16 protein-coding genes are annotated in these 16,699 nt (G+C 60.1%); 2 read left to right on the top strand and 14 right to left on the bottom strand.

Annotated features, from left to right (window positions below; genetic code table 11):
- Positions 1-51: 51 nt before the first annotated feature.
- The 4 genes from ACA041_RS00725 to ACA041_RS00710 all read right to left on the bottom strand — a co-directional run bounded on the left by ACA041_RS00725 (position 52) and on the right by ACA041_RS00710 (position 1,546).
- The gene (locus tag ACA041_RS00725; RefSeq protein WP_497439451.1) at positions 52-333 is read right to left on the bottom strand and encodes a type II toxin-antitoxin system RelE family toxin; all 282 of its coding nucleotides are present in this window, start codon (positions 331-333) and stop codon (positions 52-54) included.
- On the bottom strand, positions 323-568 hold the full coding sequence (locus ACA041_RS00720) for a type II toxin-antitoxin system Phd/YefM family antitoxin (protein WP_497439450.1): 246 nt from the start codon (positions 566-568) through the stop codon (positions 323-325). Before ACA041_RS00720 ends, ACA041_RS00725 begins: the two co-directional genes overlap by 11 nt.
- 79 nt (positions 569-647) lie before the next feature.
- The gene (locus tag ACA041_RS00715; protein ID WP_497439449.1) at positions 648-893 is read right to left on the bottom strand and encodes a DUF2789 domain-containing protein; all 246 of its coding nucleotides are present in this window, start codon (positions 891-893) and stop codon (positions 648-650) included.
- Positions 894-1,084: 191 nt separating this feature from the next.
- Positions 1,085-1,546, bottom strand: a complete 462-nt coding sequence (locus ACA041_RS00710) for an aminoacyl-tRNA deacylase (protein ID WP_497439448.1) — start codon at positions 1,544-1,546, stop codon at positions 1,085-1,087.
- A 251-nt stretch (positions 1,547-1,797) separates the two neighbouring features.
- On the opposite strand from ACA041_RS00710, the gene ACA041_RS00705 reads away from it, so the two are divergent.
- Together ACA041_RS00705 and ACA041_RS00700 are read left to right on the top strand one after the other, a co-directional pair.
- Positions 1,798-2,328: an NfeD family protein gene (locus ACA041_RS00705; protein WP_497439447.1), complete on the top strand. Its 531-nt coding sequence runs from the start codon at positions 1,798-1,800 to the stop codon at positions 2,326-2,328.
- A 2-nt stretch (positions 2,329-2,330) separates the two neighbouring features.
- Positions 2,331-3,089 carry a slipin family protein gene (locus tag ACA041_RS00700; protein WP_497439446.1) on the top strand — a complete coding sequence of 253 codons (759 nt, stop codon included), beginning with the start codon at positions 2,331-2,333 and terminating at the stop codon, positions 3,087-3,089.
- Positions 3,090-3,626: 537 nt separating this feature from the next.
- Here the strand turns inward: ACA041_RS00700 and ACA041_RS00695 are convergent.
- The 10 genes from ACA041_RS00695 to bcsZ form a co-directional block, all read right to left on the bottom strand.
- Positions 3,627-4,493 carry an ABC transporter permease gene (locus ACA041_RS00695; RefSeq protein WP_497439445.1) on the bottom strand — a complete coding sequence of 289 codons (867 nt, stop codon included), beginning with the start codon at positions 4,491-4,493 and terminating at the stop codon, positions 3,627-3,629.
- 20 nt (positions 4,494-4,513) lie between these two features.
- A complete protein-coding gene (locus tag ACA041_RS00690; RefSeq protein WP_497439444.1) occupies positions 4,514-5,374 on the bottom strand; it encodes an ABC transporter ATP-binding protein in 861 nt (286 codons plus the stop codon).
- 5 nt (positions 5,375-5,379) lie between these two features.
- Complete coding sequence (locus ACA041_RS00685; protein WP_497439443.1) at positions 5,380-6,405, bottom strand: ABC transporter substrate-binding protein; 1,026 nt, start codon at positions 6,403-6,405, stop codon at positions 5,380-5,382.
- Positions 6,406-6,421: 16 nt separating this feature from the next.
- Positions 6,422-7,318: a TauD/TfdA dioxygenase family protein gene (locus tag ACA041_RS00680; protein ID WP_497439442.1), complete on the bottom strand. Its 897-nt coding sequence runs from the start codon at positions 7,316-7,318 to the stop codon at positions 6,422-6,424.
- Between the two features lie 292 nt (positions 7,319-7,610).
- Complete coding sequence (locus tag ACA041_RS00675) at positions 7,611-8,753, bottom strand: alginate O-acetyltransferase AlgX-related protein (RefSeq protein ID WP_497439441.1); 1,143 nt, start codon at positions 8,751-8,753, stop codon at positions 7,611-7,613.
- Positions 8,754-8,764: 11 nt separating this feature from the next.
- On the bottom strand, positions 8,765-10,180 hold the full coding sequence (locus ACA041_RS00670; protein WP_497439440.1) for an MBOAT family O-acyltransferase: 1,416 nt from the start codon (positions 10,178-10,180) through the stop codon (positions 8,765-8,767).
- A gap of 18 nt (positions 10,181-10,198) precedes the next feature.
- Positions 10,199-10,867, bottom strand: coding sequence for an alginate O-acetyltransferase AlgF (locus ACA041_RS00665; protein WP_497439439.1), 669 nt, complete (start codon positions 10,865-10,867; stop codon positions 10,199-10,201).
- On the bottom strand, positions 10,867-11,535 hold the full coding sequence (locus ACA041_RS00660; protein WP_497439438.1) for an SGNH/GDSL hydrolase family protein: 669 nt from the start codon (positions 11,533-11,535) through the stop codon (positions 10,867-10,869). Before ACA041_RS00660 ends, ACA041_RS00665 begins: the two co-directional genes overlap by 1 nt.
- 17 nt (positions 11,536-11,552) lie before the next feature.
- Entirely contained in the window at positions 11,553-15,482 is a 3,930-nt protein-coding gene (locus ACA041_RS00655) for a cellulose biosynthesis protein BcsC (RefSeq protein ID WP_497439437.1), read from the bottom strand.
- On the bottom strand, positions 15,458-16,699 hold the full coding sequence (bcsZ, locus tag ACA041_RS00650; RefSeq protein ID WP_497439436.1) for a cellulose synthase complex periplasmic endoglucanase BcsZ: 1,242 nt from the start codon (positions 16,697-16,699) through the stop codon (positions 15,458-15,460). The genes ACA041_RS00655 and bcsZ overlap by 25 nt, the downstream gene beginning before the upstream one ends.

Raw genomic sequence — 16,699 nt, 5'->3', positions numbered from 1 at the left:
GGAAAGTTGGTCAAGTTTTGTAACAAATTTGCGCTGACCATTTAGAAGAATTCACCGTTTCTTGGCACGCTCATAAACATCGCTGCGCTCGCGCTTCCCAACCGCGACGACAGAAACAACTACACGCTCATCGATAACCTCGTAAACAAGTCGGTATCCCGATGATTTCAGCTTAATTTTGTAGCAGTCAGGCATGCCGTGCAGCGAGTCGGATGGTATTCGAGGGAGCTCCAGTCTTTCCGCCAGTTTCTTTTTGAATTGATCACGCACCGTATGCCCCAACTTGTCCCACTCTTTACGAGCCGATGGCAGGAATTCGAGCTTATAAGTCATCCAGTGTTACCGGAATCGGCGTTTCATGACGGCGAGAACGAACGATTTCTGCCAGTTCAAGGTCATCTAGACGCTCGACCATTCGTTCGAAAACATCCGCGGGAACCATGTATCCCATAACTCGATTGTGATTCAGCACCGCTACAGGCCCACCAAGCGCACCGCTCAGGACCGCAGATGGGTTTTTCTTCAACTCGGAAACACTAACGGCCATGTCGGCAAGTACATTTTGCATAATTAAGACCTCAAATAAGGTCTTAATTCTGGTCTTTTTTCTCTCTTTGGACAATCGGGAAAAATACCTTCTATCAGATTTATACTCCTCGCCCCTTCCTCAGTAGCACATCCAGCTGATCCACCACCTCCGCCCAATCCGCGTCATCCAGAATCTCGTCACGCAAAAGCTCCGCCTGGCTCTCGCTCCAGAAAAACGCATCAGCCAGATGCAATTCCGGCTTAAGCGGTGAATGCGTGGCAATGAATTTATCGATGCTCTCGGCGTCATCAGGCAGGCCGAGTTGTTTGAAAAGCGAGGGCAGGCTGTGGGTTGGGGGTTGCATGTCGTGGCTCCTTTTTATGACGCATATTTGGGGGGCTAATTTGCAGTCGATCGCGGGCAAGTCGGATCGCCGCACCGCTCGCTCCTACAGGTTCAGCGTCGTGCGCAATATTCGTAGACGACATAAATCCGTAGGAGCGAGCGGTGCGGCGATCCGACTTGCCCGCGAAGGCGATACAACTGACGCAAATCTCAAGCACTCAACTCCCGCACTTCGGCATGCGGCACCATTTTCAGAAACTCCGGCATGTTCATGTGCACCAGGTTGGTGTGGTTGCCGGCTTCCAGATAAATATCTTTCTGCCGGGTCAGCAGAGGATCGATAACCACGTCGATCCCATAGGCCTCACCCAGGGCGGGCACAGCGCCGCGTTCGCAATCGTCAAACAGGTGCGGCAGATTGCTTTCCCGTGAGACCTGCCATTCGCCACTGCTGCGAACTTTGCTCAGGTCCAGGTGGCGGCTGGCGGGGAGCACCGCCATCAAGTAATGACCATGGTGATCGTCGAGGATGACCGACTTGGCCACCCGCTCGGCAGGAATGCCCGCGACCCGCGCCGTTTCGAGGCTGCTGGCCGAGTGTGGGTGGGTGACGATGTCATATTCGCATTGAGCCTTCTCCAGGCTTTTCTGCACGGTTCTTGCCATACGCATGATGCACCTCGATGTCCGCAGACAGTGTCTGGTGGACGATGGTTAACACTTTTCTCAGTATTAAAAGTCTAGGCCCGCTGGTGCAATCCAGAGGGAAATCTGCCCACCGGCCAAGGTCAACAATTGATCAAAATTCGTACAAGTCGCAGCTCGGCTAGACTGTATGAAGTGATGAGCTAACGCGGACTGCCTGAATCAGCATGGTGCTCTCAGGTTCATCGCGAGCCAGCTTGCTCCTACCGGAGGGTCAAGTGAACATTCGTTGCTGTGCGGTTGCGCTGTTGTTGGCCTTGAGCGGATCAGTCTGCGCCGCGGACACGGTCGTGCTGCTGGCGCCCAACCCGATCGGGATCTGGCTGATCACCTTCGGCATCGCGTTTCTGATCGCCGAGGCCGCCTTGCCCAACTACGGCGTGATCGGTTTGGGCGGCATTGTGTTGTTCGTGATCGGTGCGGTGATTCTGACCAACACCGAGGTGCCGGTGCCGTTGATGATCGGCCTGGGCTTGATCAGTGCCCTGTTGCTGATTTTCCTGCTGATCCGCGCACTGAAAACCCGACCGCGCGACACGGTCAGTGGCGATTCAGGCCTGGTTGGCAGCGTGACGCCGGTGATGTCGCTTGCCGGCAATGCCTACAACGGCTGGGTGCACCTGCAAGGCGAAAAGTGGCAGGTACTCAGCACCACACCGCTGCAACCCGGGCAACGTGTCCGCGTGGTGGCACGCAAGGGACTGCTGTTGGAAGTGGCCGCGGCTGACGCGGCACCGGGTGGAGAATAGTCATGGGTCTGCAACTGGGTTTTGCCGCGCTGCTGTTGCTGCTGATTGCACTGGCGGGGTCGACCTTTCGTATCCTGCGCGAATACGAACGCGGGGTGGTGTTCCAGCTCGGGCGTTTCTGGCAGGTCAAGGGTCCCGGCCTGATCCTGCTGATTCCGGTGGTCCAACAGATGGTCCGCGTCGACTTGCGTACGGTGGTCCTGGACGTGCCGCCGCAAGATGTGATCACCCGCGACAACGTCTCGGTCAAGGTCAACGCGGTGCTGTACTTCCGCGTCCTCGATCCGCAGAAGGCGATCATCCAGGTTGAAGACTTCCTCATGGCCACCAGCCAACTGGCCCAGACCACGTTGCGGGCGGTGCTCGGTAAACACGAACTGGATGAACTGCTGGCCGAACGCGAGCGCTTGAACGTCGATATCCAGCAAGTGCTCGACGCCCAGACCGACGCCTGGGGCATCAAGGTTGCCAACGTCGAGATCAAGCACGTGGACCTCAACGAATCGATGGTCCGCGCCATTGCCAAGCAAGCCGAAGCCGAACGGGAGCGCCGGGCCAAAGTGATTCATGCCGAAGGCGAACTGCAAGCGTCGGAAAAACTGATGCAGGCCGCAGAAATGCTCGGTCGTCAGCCCGGGGCCATGCAGCTGCGCTACATGCAGACGCTGAGTTCGATCGCCGGGGACAAGAGCTCTACCATCGTCTTTCCGCTGCCGATCGAATTGCTCAAGGGCATGGCGGATCTGTCGTCCAAGGATTGAGTTGAACGGCGACTGCGATGTCGCCGTTGCTTCGATTCGATTCGAACCAGCGAACCAGCGAACCAGCGAACCAGCGAACCAGCGAACCTTAACGCTGCGCTGTCTCATGCTGCACCCTAGCAGTTCTGATAGTTCTCAACCCTGGCGCAAGCGCAGCCATGCAGGATGGTACGAAGCTCCCTTCAGAAGACCTAGCAACAGCCCCCCTGCTTACTTCGATCCATACTCCTCTCATCGCGCCCCGGGAGCTGCGCCTTCATTTCCTCTCAACAGCTCAACGATGTTGCCCGCAACCGCTGGTCAAAGACCGCCCGCTTACTCAAGACAAGATCCTGCGTTGTTCTCAAGGCCGTTACCTGAATTTGAAGCGTACATATCATCCTCAATAGACCCTATTGATACCGTAACCGTTGGAGTAGGTTTTCCGGAGATAAGGCATTACGCCCGACTTCAACGACCAGCACTGGATCGGATAGATGGTCTGTCAAACTCGGGAATGAGCATTCGACAAAGGAGATAGGCGCGGGAGATTTTATCTCACCGCTGCATCCCCCACCGCTTCACCGTCACCCGCTCCAACGTATCAAACACCAGATTCTCAACCAGCAACCCGATCAAAATCACCACCGCCAAACCAGCAAACACCTTGTCGGTATACAACTCATTACGATTCTGAAAAATGTACCACCCCAACCCGCCCTTGCCGCTGGTTGCACCAAACACCAGTTCAGCGGCGATCAACGTGCGCCAGGCAAACGCCCAGCCGATTTTCAACCCGGCGAGGATCGACGGCAGCGCCGCCGGGATCAGGATGAACAATACGAAACGCATGCCCTTCAAACCGTAGTTGCGCCCGGCCATTCGCAGGGTTTCCGATACGCCGAGAAACCCGGCATAGGTGTTCAACGCCAACGCCCAGAGCACCGAATGCACCAGCACGAAAATCAGGCTGTTCTGCCCCAAGCCAAACCACAGCAGCGCCAGCGGCAACAGCGCAATGGCGGGTAGCGGGTTGAACATCGAGGTCAGCGTACTCAGCAGGTCGCGACCGAACTGCGTCGACACCGCCAGGGTCGTCAGGGCAAACGCCAGCACGATGCCGATCAGGTAACCCTTGAGCAACACCACCAAAGAAATCCACACCTTGCCCAGCAACTCGCCACTGAGCAGACCGTCATACAACGCGCTCGAGGTTTGCAGAAAACTCGGCAGCAGCAGGTCGTTGTTCTGGATTCGGGCAACCACTTCCCACAGTACCGCCAGCAAAATCAGGATCAGGCTTTTACGAATCCAGCCCTGTTGCCACAAACGCTGACCGAACGGCAGTTCACGCTCCAGCGGCACGCTCGTCAGTGGTTGTAAAACGGTTTCAAATTCTTGTCGCGCAGATGATAACTGGCTCATCGGGCACTCCTCTCAATGGCTCAGTAAGCGATGCGGATGTCGGAAAAATCCAGCTCGCGCTCGGTTTCCGGTGACTGGCCTTCATCGAACAACAAGCGATGGATACGCCGCGCCGACGCCTGAAACTCCACGCCACCGAGGCTGTGCAAATCGTATTGATGGCTGTGGACTTCTGCCCGCACCCGACCCGGATGGGGCGACAACAGCAAAATCCGGTTGCCCACTACCAGCGCTTCTTCAATGGAGTGAGTAACGAACAGCAACGTGAAGCGCACCTCTTCCCAAAGCAGCAGCAATTCTTCCTGCATCTTGCGTCGGGTCAGCGCATCGAGCGCGGCGAAAGGTTCGTCCATCAGCAGGATTTTCGGCTGCATCGCCAGGGCCCTGGCGATGGCCACCCGAGCTTTCATGCCGCCGGACAAGGTGTGCGGGTAGGCATCGGCAAACGCCGCCAGCCCGACCTTGTCCAGATAATGCAGCGCCCGTTCTTCGGCTTCCTGGCGCTTGAGGGTCTTGGAGGCCAGCAATGGAAACATCACGTTCTGTTTGACGGTTTTCCACGGCGGCAGCTGATCGAACTCCTGGAACACGACGATCCGGTCCGGCCCCGGCGCCGTGACGGTTTGACCTTGCAGCCGAATCTCGCCCTCGCACGGCTGGATGAACCCGGCAACGGCCTTGAGCAACGTCGACTTGCCACAACCGGACGGACCGAGCAGCACAAAACGGTCCGCCGGATCGATTTCGAAGCTGACCTGATGGGTGGCCCGAACCACACGTTGCGGCGTGCGGTATTCCAGGCTCACTTTGTCGACCGAGAGCAACGCCTGGGCTGCCACGATCGGGTTGCTGGCCGTGTGGCCTTGCAAGGGGGCGTTCATCTCGATCAGCTCCCTTGCAGTGGTTTGGCATCCTGGAAGAAATAGTCCTTCCACGAATCCGGCTTGTTCTTGATCGCGCCGACACGGTAGAGAAACTCGGCCAACGGGTAAGTGTTTTTCGGCGTGACGCTGAACTCGAACTGCGGGTTGTCGATGATCTTCAACAGCGCAGCGCGATCGATTTTCGCCTTGGTGACCCGGATGTAAGTGTCGGCCGCCGCGCCTTTATCGTTCTGGGCAAACTGCGCCGCTTCGGTCAGCGCCTCGACGAAGGCCTTGTAGGTCTTCGGGTTCTCGTTACGGAATTTCTCGGTGGCGAACAACACCGTCGGCGAGTTCGGGCCGAGCAAGTCGTAGGTGTTCAGCACCACATGCACGTTGGGATTGGCCAGCGCCTGGTCCTGGAATGGCGGGTTGGAGAAGTGCCCGCTCAGTTCGGTGCCGCCTGCGATCAGCGCCGCCGTCGCGTCAGGATGCGGGACGGCGATGGTGTATTTGTCGAGGCGATTGAATTCCTTGTCGCCCCACTGCTTGGCAGCGGCGTATTGCAGGAAGCGCGACTGCACCGAGACACCCACCGCCGGCACCGCGATGCGGTCCTTCTCGGTGAAGTCGGCAATAGTCTTGACCTTGGGATTGTTGCTCACCAGGTAGTAAGGGAAGTTGCCCAGAGAGGCCACTGCCTTGACGTTCTGCTTGCCGTGGGTGCGATCCCAGATGGTCAGCAGCGGGCCGACGCCAGCACCGGCAATATCGATGGAACCGGAGAGCAACGCATCGTTGACCGCCGCGCCACCGGAGAGCTGGGTCCAGTCGACCTTGATGTCGATGCCTTCCTGCTTGCCGTATTTCTCGATCAGGTTCTGATCGCGCACGACGTTGAGCAACAGGTAAACAATGCCGAACTGTTCGGCGATGCGGATTTCACCTTCGGCATGGGCCACGGTCGGCGCCACCAGGCTGCCGGCGATCAGGCTGAAACCTAGGCCGATGGCTGCGGCCAAGGGTGCAAATGGAAGACGTTTGGACATGGAAATTCTCCGGAAATCAGAAAGGCGCGTCGCCCTGGATGGTGGTGCGATACAACTTGCGACGCAGATGGCTGGGGCATCCGGCGGCAAGGTGGATCAGCGAACGGTTATCCCAGAACACCAGGTCGTGGGGCTGCCATTGATGGCGATAAATGTTCTGCGGCAACACGCTGTGGGCGTAGAGCTCGGCGAGCAGTTGCTGGCTCTCGTCTTCGGGCAAACCGACGATGCGGGTGGTAAAACCCTCACTGACAAACAACGCCTTACGGCCGTTTTCCGGGTGAGTGCGCACGACCGGGTGCACCACTTCTGCGACTTGAGCGAGTTGTTCCGCAGTCAGGGTCGGGCGCCAGTTGCCTTCGAATTTGCTTTCGCTGTAGCGCGCCGTGTAGGAGTGCGCGGCCGAGCGACCTTCGACGGCTTTGCGCAGTGCCTCGGGCAAGTTGTCCCAGGCTTTATGCATGTCGGCGAACAAGGTATCGCCGCCTTCGGCGGGCAGTTCCTGAGCGTGCAGCATCGAGCCCAGGCTTGGCAGTTCTTTATAGGAAAGGTCGGAGTGCCAGAACTTGCCGGCATCCCCGAGGCCGATGGATTGGCCGTTTTCGATGATGTTGGAAACGATGAGAATTTCCGGGTGCCCGGCCAGCAGGAACTGTTTGAGCACGTGGATCTGTAGCACGCCGAAACGGCGGCTGAAGGCGATTTGCTGTTCGGCGGTAATGCGTTGGTCGCGGAACACCACGACGTGATGGTCGAGGTGAGCGCGGTGGATTCGGGTGAAGTCCTGATCATTGATCGGGCGGGACAGGTCCAGGCCGATGATTTCGGCACCGACAGCGCCGTTGAACGGACGAATTTCGAAGGTTTGCGGCGCGATGGTCGCGGCGCTTGGGGTAGCAGTAGCTGCAGACATAAATCACTCCCACGCACGGCGCTCATAGGGCGCGCGTCGATCAGAAACTCACGGAGGTCCCGTGTTGGTTCGGTCGTGCGGCGCGCCGATTGGTCGGCATGTACGCAGGAGGGTGACTTTATAGATATAAGAAATGAAATTTAAATACCATTAGTGAATAACGATATGGCTTTTGAAGTGTATTGCTTCGTGAGCAAGCCCGCTTCCACATTGGATTCGTGGTCGACACAGCACCAGTGTAGGAGCGGGCTTGCTCGCGAAGGGGCCTGCAGCTTCACCGAAGGCTTGTTGTCTACTTGGCCCAGTCAATCACTTCACTGTAAGGCGTCTGCAGATCCCGCTCCGGAATCTCCCAGATCACCAACTTCGGCGGCGTCTGCTTGAACGCCGGGTTGTTGAAGTAACCATTGGCGCCACCGGAGAACTCGCCGCCATCCTTGCCGAAGTTGCCGATCGGCGCGCCCAGCGCCTGCTCCAGAAAGCCGACGAAGTTGGAATTGCGTGAAAACGAGGTTCCGATCAGCGCCACGTTGGGCAAGTTGTCATCGCCAAACAGATCGTCAAGATTATCGCCACCGCTTTGCGCCTCGACTGCCTTCTCGCTGATCTGCGTGGCAGCCACGGTCTCCGGGAGCGGTTGCCAGGCCACGGGCAGCCATTCCAGACCGGCGAGCCTGACCAGGTCACCAGGGCGGCGCGCCGGATCCTGCACCCTTACCTCGAAGTCCTGATGTGGCGTAGCGCTGATGCCCATGGCCTGCACTTGTCTGGCCACAGCTTTGGCGGCAGCGGCCGAGCCGGTTTCACTCCAATGGGTGTCAGTGCGCAAGTACGCCCCGTCCCCCAAGGGTTGCAGGGTCGGCGCCAGGTCCAAGGCGGCGACACCGGCCTTCTTCAGCCCATCGACCCAAGCCACGACACGGTCTTGCAGCTGCGCCGGGCGACGCAGTTCACACAGTTGCGCGCTGGCAATGCGGCTCTTGTCCGGCACCACTGCCACCAGCAAGATAATGCCGCGTTTGGCCAGACGTTGCTGGATGTCGAGCACCACGCCGGCCTTGGTTTCGGCATTGGCCCGGGCGTGGCGATTGATGCGCATCTCATCGGTCAGAAACAGCCAGCCCGGGCACCCCGGACGCACGCGCGGACCGGTGTCATGCAGTGCCAGCCAACTCGCTCCGCGCTCCAGATTCGCCGCCTGCTCGGGCACCGCCGCCTTGGAAAGCTGCTTGGCGATCTTGTGCGTGATATCGCCTTCAAGTGCAGCCTGACGGGTGACGTTGGGCGGCAGCATCTCGACCTTGCCGCTCAACAGCAGCCAGGCGCAGGACGCGAAACCAATCGTCAAAAAAGCCACGAACACAACACCCGATGTCTTGCTGATACGGGCGGTCAGTTCGCTGGGTTGAGCCGGTGCATGGGAAGAGGAGGTCATGGGCGCGGTCATCAGAACTGGAAGTACAGGAAGGGCACGGCTTCACGACTCGCGATCAACGCGAACGAAAGCAGAAAACCCACCACCGGCCACAGGGCCGCAATCGGCACGATCACCGTGTGCCGGGCCAGGAGCTGCTCGCAACGGCTTTGCAGCAGCGGCGCCAGGATACACAGCACGCCGAGCAAGGCTGCCAGGCCATGCACCGGACGCAAGGTCACCGACAGCGCATCGCCCAAGGCAAAGTCGTGCAGACCGAACTGCCCGGCATACATGGTCATCGCCGAATGAAAATCCGGTGCACGGAACAGCGTCCAGGCGAGGAACACGAACAACAGCGTCAGGGTATGCGACAACAGCGGCGGCACGCTCGGCAGGCTGGAGCGGGACCAGAGGCGATCGATACACAACGCGACGCCGTGGGCCGCCCCCCACAATAGATAATTCCAGCTGTCACCGCCGTGCCACAGGCCGGCAATGGCCATCGTCAGGAACAGGTTGCGGTAGGTATTCCACACGCCGTTGCGGTTACCGCCCAAGGCGATGTAGAGGTAATCACGCAGCCAGCTGGACAGCGACAGGTGCCAACGTCGCCAGAAGTCCTGGATGCTGCTGGCCAGGTACGGCCGGTTAAAGTTTTCCGGGAAGTGAAACCCCAGCATCAGGCCTAGGCCGATGGCCATGGCGCTGTAGCCGGCGAAGTCGAAAAAAAGTTGCAGCGAATAGGCCAGGCAGCCGATCCAGGCGTCGACGAACGACGGGTTTTCCAGATGGAAGGCGACGTCCACCAATGGCGACAAGGTATCGGCAACCAGGACCTTCATGCACATGCCGATCATGAACCGGCGCGCCCCCAGGGAAAAGTTCTGCCAGCTGAAATAGCGCTGCGTCAGCTCCCGACGTACCCAATCATAACGAATGATGGGACCGGCTATGGAGTGGCCGAACATCGAAATGTACGTCGCGTAATTGATGAAGCTGCGCTCCACCGGCACGGTGTGCCGGTGCACATCCACCAGGTAGGAAATCGCCTGCAGCACGATGAACGACAGACCCGCCGGCAGCGCCACACGCTGCCACTCCAGCGGCATTGCCCCGTAATAGGTGATCAGTTCACTCCAGGTCCCGGCCAGAATGTTGGCGTATTTGTACCAGCACAGCACCGCAGTGTTGAACACGATCAACGCGATCAACAATCGCACCCGCCCACGGGAGCCATCTTGCGCGCGATCGACCAGAAGGCCGCCGACCCAAGCCACAATCGTCAGCACGATATGCAACGTCAGGAATAGTGGACTCAGCCAGCCATAAAACAGCCAACTGCCGATCAACAGAACGACGTTGCGCCAGGCCGGTTTGCCCAAGGCGTACACCAGCAAAAACGCCGGCAGGAACAGCGTCAGGAACTCGAGTGAGGCAAAGACCATGGCGGCGGCAGAATCCGATCAGTGGGACAAGGTGTCCGTGGCGTTCAAGAGACGCGATCCGCTCGCCGACGGCACCAGCAGCACGCTGTAACGCTCGCCCGCCTTGAGCTCACCCAGGTCCAGCGGCGCGCCGACGTTGGCGTTGGCACACACCAGTTGTACCGACAGGCTCACTGGGTTGATCGAGCGACGTTGCAGGCCATCGAGCGGCACGGCCTTGAACAGATCAGCGTTGCGTCCGGCAGGACGCAGACTCGCGTCGGCGCACGAGGCGTCGACGTTAAAGAACGCCAGCGAAGCCTTGAGACCGTTGAAGTCGTCCGGCTGCTCGCGCACGGCCACCTGCTTGATGCCGGTGCCATCCGGTAATGCAACCACGGTAGCGAATTCACCAGGCTCGATTTTCAAGTCCATGGCCAGTTTTTGCGCGCCGCTGACCAAGGAGCCCTGCACCGGACTACTCGATTGCACCGGGAAAAACAGCGACACCGGTTGCGCGGTTTCCAGGCGTAGCGGTGGCTGTCCTGCCTGGGCGATCACGTCCAGAGGGGCGGCGCTGGCGTTGACGAAACGAATGAATGCCGCGTCTTCGCTGGGGCCGGTTGGGTACAGCGCAAATTCGGCAGCCATGGCGTTGACGCTGGAAAACAGCGCCGCCGCGGCGCACATCGCAGAGAGAGCACGCATCACTGCTTGGCTCCCTTGTTGCTGACCGCGTCTACCGGCAGTTTGGCCAGCGCGCCGCCGATGGCGTTGGCCCAGGATTTGTAGCCGGCTACCGTAAAGTGCTGGCCGTCGGTGGTGACCCACTCGCCGGGCTTGGAGAAGGTTAGCGAATCGATGTAAGTGCAAGGCGCCACGTTGCTTGCCAGGAAGGCCGACATCAACTTGGTGCGCGCATCATTCTTCTTATACATGCCGCCTTCCTTGCCCCAGGCCGGACCGACCCAGGCGCACTTGGCGCCGTTGGCGGTGATTTCCTTGGCCAGCGCGGTGACGTTTTGCCAGGCCCAGGCTTTCGGGAACACCGGTTTATCGTAGGAGGCCATGGTGTCGCCGATTACCAGCACGACCAGATCAGGCTTGTCGGCGGCAATCAGGTCCTTGATCGGGGTGGTGGTCGCTTCACGGCCCTTGATGACGATTTTGCCGGTGCCTTTTTGATCGGCGCCGCAATCGACTTTCTTGGTGATCAGCCAGTCGCCGGCGCTGGCGCCGCACGCACCGATCGAATGCACGATCGCACCCTGCTGGGTCAGGTTGGCTTGCAGCGGCTCCATCAAGTGGTCCGCCAGGCTCATGTGGCTTTCCCCAAGTACCAACAGGGTCATACCGGCAAGAACGGAAGAAGGCATTCAAGTCTCCAGAAAAATCAATTGGAATAAGGGGAACGGTAGGGGCTGACCGGCAATTCCATCGGGCCGTTCATGTCTTCGAACATGTAGCGCAGGTACATGGCCCCGGTGAATTGCTTGTAGTCCTGAGCGTTATCCAGGCCGAGATTGGCGCCGAGGATAAAGCTCGAACCGAATTTGTATTCGCCGGCACCACTCAGGCTGTAACCGATGCCGGTCTTGTTCTGGCCTTTGTAGCGCTGGTCGTTGGCAACCTGCAGGTCTTTGTCGTTCGGGAAGTAATCCACCGCATCCTGCTCGAAGTACTGAACGCCCACCGAGCCCTTGACCTGATAGGAGAACCGATCGGTGCGCTGCGACCAAGTCACGGGCACACCCAAGGCGAAGTAGCTTTGCGGGCTGAAGTAGCCGCCGTGGCCGTAAGTGAAGAAGTCCTGGTTGTTCTCGAAGCTCAGCCCGGTGGCACTGAGGCCAAGCGTCAGTTTGCTGTCTTCGGCATTGCGCAGGTACCAATACACGCCACCGCCCAGTTCGGCGCGGCTATTCGATTCGACGTTGTGGCCCAGCAACTTGTGCCACGAGCCATAGCCGTAGGTGCCGACTTCCTGGTTGTCATAGCTGAGCTGTGCCCGGCCGCCGTTGGCGGTCACGCCGCCCCACGACTGGCCGCTGCGTTCGTCGGTGGTGCCGGCGAATGACGTCACGCTGTCGGTCACCGGACGCCGCGAAACGCTGACGCCATACCGCATGCTGGAGTTGTCTTCGAACGGCCGGTCGACACTCACGCCACCGGCTGCGGTGCTGTACTTGAAGCCTATAGGCGTCGTGCCGATGTCAGCCTTGATGCCTTCGTCCGGCCGGGCGTAAGCCACGCTCAGACCCACGCCTTTATCGCGCTGGGAGCCGATGCCGTCCGATGATGCCTGACCACTGCCAAAGCGCGCGGCAGCATCACTGCCGACACTGCCGGCATTCAGCGATACCGGGGTCACGCGCACAGCGTAACGGTTGTCGCCAGCCGGAATGTTGATTTCCAGTGGTGTTTCGACATCGGTCATCTTGCTCAGGCCCGACTCGCTGTCGTTGCTACGAATCGTCACGCCTTGGGTCACGTAACCACTGCGTTCCTGAAGAATGTTATCCAGTGCACGTTGGGCGGAACTGGTTTGATCCACCGCAACGTTGACCGTAGCTTGCGGCACGAACGGGTTACCCGCCGCACCCGCAAAGCGTCCGGCCGGCAATGCCTGGCGACCGGTTCCAGATGCGACCATGCGCGGTTGCGTCTGACCAGGATAAGCATCGACCGGCAGCGAATCAGTGCTGGCGAACATTACAGGTTCAGGTTCAAGCAGGGTTTGCGCCGGTGCCGGAATCGCATCGATCGGCGTACGGCTGACCTGATTGCGCTGGCCCGACAAGCCCACAAACGGGTTCGGCGCGATATTCAGGCTATTGGCCTGGGCCGTCAGGCTGCGTTTCTGCTCGTTCTGCTCGATGGCCACAGCCTTGCGTAGCAAATCGGTCGCCTGGCTGCTCTTGCCCATGCTGCGATAGATCCGCGCGGCCTCGGTCAGCGATTGCGGGTCGTAGGTTTCCAGCTTGAGGAACTGATCCAGTGCTCGCTCGGCATAGCCGATATCGTGCGCCTGAACTGCGGCATCCGCTGCATTCAGCAGGATTTGCGGGTCGTTGGGCTTACGCTGTAACAACGGTTTGTACAGCTCGAACGCCTTGGCATTGTCGCCGTTGCTGGCGTGCATCCGCGCCAGTGCCGAAACTGCGCCGGCATCTCCCGGACGCGCAGCCAGGGCCGGGGCCAAGGTATCGTAGGCGGCTGCCAGATCACCGCCTTCGCGCAGCAGATCGGCCTGGCGAATGCGGTACTGGTACAGCACATCGTCGAAGCGTTTGCGGGTGGCCACGCTCATGGTCTGGCTTTGCAGGCCGCGCAGGATCGAGTTGACCTGCGCATCGTCGCCGGTCTTGAGCAACAGGTTGGCGTATTGCAGTATCAGGTCGGCGGATGGCGTCGGCGTCCGGGCAATCACATCGCGCATCATGCTTTGAGCGCGAACCGAATCACCGGCATCGACATAGGCCGATGCCAAGGTCGCCATGCGATCGGGACTGCGGCTGGCCATCGGCTGCAAGCGATCGAGCAGCGCCAGGGCTTCCTGGCGCTGACCGCGCTTGGCGATGCTGGCGGCCAGTTTGATTTGTACGGTGAGGGTGATCTGGTCCGCCAGATCGCTCATGTCCGCGGTGCGCCGCTCGGCCGGAATGCGGCTGATGGTGGCTTGCGCGGCGTCCCATTGCTCCATTTCCACCGAGAGCAAGGCACTGGTGTACAGCGCATCGACGTCGGTCGGGTGCGCCTTGAGGTAGCCGTCGATCAGGTCCCGGGCTTTCTGTGATTCGCCGGTCTTGAGGTAAAGGCGCGCCAGGTCGAAACGGGTCCAGATGTTGTCCGGATCGTCCCGCACCGCTTGCTGCAGGGCTTGCTGGGCACCACGGGTATCGCCGCGCTGCTCAGCCAGTTTGGCTGCCTGGGTGGAGCGCAAGGCACGAAGACGACCGCTGCCGCCCATGTCGGCCTGTTGGGCTGGCGTCAAGCTGTCGAGCAGATGCAGGGCTTCATCAGCCTGACCGGTTTGGGACAGCACGCTGATCAAGCCTTGAACAGCCTGAGGGTTGTTACGCTGCACAGCCAGCACCTGGCGATAGTTGGCCTGCGCGGCATCGAGCTGTCCGGTCTGGGCCTGGATGTCCGCCAGAGTCAGGCGTGCATCGATGCCGTTCGGGTTCAGGCGCATGGCCTGAGCGATGCTCTCCTGGGCCTTGGCCGGCTGCGTCCTGGCTTGATTGCGGGCCTGCTGCAACAGTGCCCAGTAACGCACGCTATCGAGCGCCGGCTTCCACCGCGTACCGCCATTGGCGATGGCGCGGGTCAGCAATCGCTGGGCTTCGTCAAAGCGATTCTGTTGTTGGCGCACCACACCGAGGCCACCCAGGGCATCGGCATCGTTCGGTTTGCTTTTCAGACGTGCGGCAAACGCTTGCTCGGCGCCGGACTGATCGCCCTTTTCCAAGGCTTGCAGCCCACGGGCGACCAGTGGATCTGGCTGCCATGACACAGCACCGCCAGTGGCCGATTGCGCCTTGCCCTTGTTCAACAGATCGCGGATTTCCTGGTCATCGGGATGCACCTTCAGAAAGTCTTCGAACAACGGCACCTGCGCGGCATTGGGCGCGCCGGTCCAGACCAGCGCCAGGCGCCAGCTCTGATCGGCGTCACCGGCGATGTCGGCACGGGTCGACAATTTGGCCAAGGCACGGATGCCTTCCGGACGGCTGTCTTCGTGACGCACCAGATGCTTGGCCAGGAACAGCGCCAGAATCGAGTCGTTCGGCGTCTCGCGCAGCAGGCGCTCCAGGCCTTTACGGGCCTCGGGCCAGCCGGCGGCATTGAACGCCAGATTATTGTAATACTCGCGGCCCACCCTGCCTTCCGGGGTACGACCGGCAAACATCTGGCGGAAGACTTCAGTGGCCTGGTCACGCTGGTCGCCATCGGCCAGGCGTCGGGCTTCGTCCAGCAGCGCGCTGTTTTGCGGCAGGGCCAGAGCGATGTCTTGCTCGAGCTGCGCGGCCTGCCAGGGTTGCGGCGACAGCGCCTGCAAGCGCGCCAAGTATTGCTGTGCTTGTTCGGGCTTGTTCTCTTTAACGCCGATCAGGCCCATGCCATACAGCGCGTCGACTTGACTGGGGTCCAGACGCAACACTTTCTGCCAGGCTTCAGCGGCACGCGCAGGGTTCGCACGGGCTTGCCAATACTGGCCTTGCTCGACCAGCAGCGCCTTTACATCGTTGGTTTCGGCAAAGGCAGCAGTGCCGATGAAGGCGGTGAGAATCCCGATGGCTAGCGTGTGACGGCGCGTGCGCATGACGTCTCCCAAGAAAGTTTGAGTGTTCCGTCATCACGAAACTGATAGCGTTTTTCAGCCCAGCCGAGTGCGAACAGACTGAGCATGGCGTTGTAGTACAGCGGTTCGACACGTTCGCCATCGGCTGTGGCCAGCGCCGCGTTCAACGCTTGCTCGGTTCGACGTTGCTGTTGCTCAGCCAGCCATGGTTGACCCTTGGCATGGAAGTATGGGATTAGCGCGGCAGAGAACCCGAATGGCCCCTGGCCTTCGAGAGCGCCACTGAGGACCTGAACCTTTTCAGGTGGAATGCCTGTGGAGGCGCCGCTGTTCGACATACCGCCCAGACGCGCCAGTAGCGGCGCCGCCAGCGGGTCGGATGCGGGCGTCATGCCAGCCCACAGGTAGACGCGGATCGCGTCATAACTGCCCAGCTCGCCCTTGATTGGATCAACCACGAACAAGCCGGCGTGCGGTGCGGTAGCGCGGTAACCGATCCAGTCGGCCACGTAGCCTTTGGGGCTGGAGGCCTTGACCATTTTCACAGTGTTTTCAGCGATTTCTTTCCACGGCCCGGTCGGCATTTCCTTGGCCAGACGCCGTAACAGCGGCAGCGGCAAATAGCTCGGGTTCAGGCGCCACAGTTGATCGGGCTGCACGAAACCTTCTGGTCCTGGCAGGAGCATTTTGCCAAGGCCCGGCAGGCTCACCACCAGTTTGCTTTCAATAGTCTTGAGCAGGCGCAGGGCGTCTTCGCGATAGTCCGGACGCTGCCACACACGCGCCGCTTCCAGCAGCGCATAGGTGATCCACAGGTCCGAATCAGAAGCCGAGTTGGCGTCCTGCAATTGCCAGGTGCCGTCCTTGCCCTGCCCCCACAACCAGCCCGGCAGACGATGGCTGACGTCGGCGCCGGCCATGTTGGCGATGGTCCATTTCCACAGCGCATCAAAGCGTTCGCGGTCGTTGCCGATCACCGCGAACAGCATGCCGTAGGACTGGCCTTCGGAAGTGCTGTGGTTGGTTTGGACACTGGACTCCAGCATGCGCCCGTCGTTCTGCACGAAGCGTGCAGCGTAGGTTTGCCACAACGGCCAGCCGGCGCTCTTGCACACGGCCCCATCAGCCATGACCGGCGTCAGGCTCAGTGTCGCCAGCGTACCGGCCAGCCACAGCACGACTCTGCGCCAGCGGCACACGGAAGTAAGGTTGCATCGATTATTCCTGGGAGTGCTCAT

The organism is Pseudomonas sp. LBUM1676 (genome assembly GCF_059695605.1).
The sequence above is the reverse complement of the archived record's forward strand: the minus strand, read 5'-3'. Positions and strand labels throughout refer to the sequence as shown.

What these genes read in the sequence shown, in the direction of transcription:
- ACA041_RS00660 (WP_497439438.1), bottom strand. Translation starts at nt 11,535, where the DNA reads ATGCCTTCTTCCGTTCTTGCCGGTATGACCCTGTTGGTACTTGGGGAA.
- ACA041_RS00670 (WP_497439440.1), bottom strand. Translation starts at nt 10,180, where the DNA reads ATGGTCTTTGCCTCACTCGAGTTCCTGACGCTGTTCCTGCCGGCGTTT.
- ACA041_RS00690 (WP_497439444.1), bottom strand. Translation starts at nt 5,374, where the DNA reads ATGAACGCCCCCTTGCAAGGCCACACGGCCAGCAACCCGATCGTGGCA.
- ACA041_RS00695 (WP_497439445.1), bottom strand. Translation starts at nt 4,493, where the DNA reads ATGAGCCAGTTATCATCTGCGCGACAAGAATTTGAAACCGTTTTACAA.
- ACA041_RS00710 (WP_497439448.1), bottom strand. Translation starts at nt 1,546, where the DNA reads ATGCGTATGGCAAGAACCGTGCAGAAAAGCCTGGAGAAGGCTCAATGC.
- ACA041_RS00675 (WP_497439441.1), bottom strand. Translation starts at nt 8,753, where the DNA reads ATGACCTCCTCTTCCCATGCACCGGCTCAACCCAGCGAACTGACCGCC.
- ACA041_RS00720 (WP_497439450.1), bottom strand. Translation starts at nt 568, where the DNA reads ATGCAAAATGTACTTGCCGACATGGCCGTTAGTGTTTCCGAGTTGAAG.
- ACA041_RS00725 (WP_497439451.1), bottom strand. Translation starts at nt 333, where the DNA reads ATGACTTATAAGCTCGAATTCCTGCCATCGGCTCGTAAAGAGTGGGAC.
- ACA041_RS00715 (WP_497439449.1), bottom strand. Translation starts at nt 893, where the DNA reads ATGCAACCCCCAACCCACAGCCTGCCCTCGCTTTTCAAACAACTCGGC.
- ACA041_RS00665 (WP_497439439.1), bottom strand. Translation starts at nt 10,867, where the DNA reads ATGCGTGCTCTCTCTGCGATGTGCGCCGCGGCGGCGCTGTTTTCCAGC.
- bcsZ (WP_497439436.1), bottom strand. Translation starts at nt 16,699, where the DNA reads ATGAGCACTCCCAGGAATAATCGATGCAACCTTACTTCCGTGTGCCGC.
- ACA041_RS00655 (WP_497439437.1), bottom strand. Translation starts at nt 15,482, where the DNA reads ATGCGCACGCGCCGTCACACGCTAGCCATCGGGATTCTCACCGCCTTC.
- ACA041_RS00700 (WP_497439446.1), top strand. Translation starts at nt 2,331, where the DNA reads ATGGGTCTGCAACTGGGTTTTGCCGCGCTGCTGTTGCTGCTGATTGCA.
- ACA041_RS00680 (WP_497439442.1), bottom strand. Translation starts at nt 7,318, where the DNA reads ATGTCTGCAGCTACTGCTACCCCAAGCGCCGCGACCATCGCGCCGCAA.
- ACA041_RS00685 (WP_497439443.1), bottom strand. Translation starts at nt 6,405, where the DNA reads ATGTCCAAACGTCTTCCATTTGCACCCTTGGCCGCAGCCATCGGCCTA.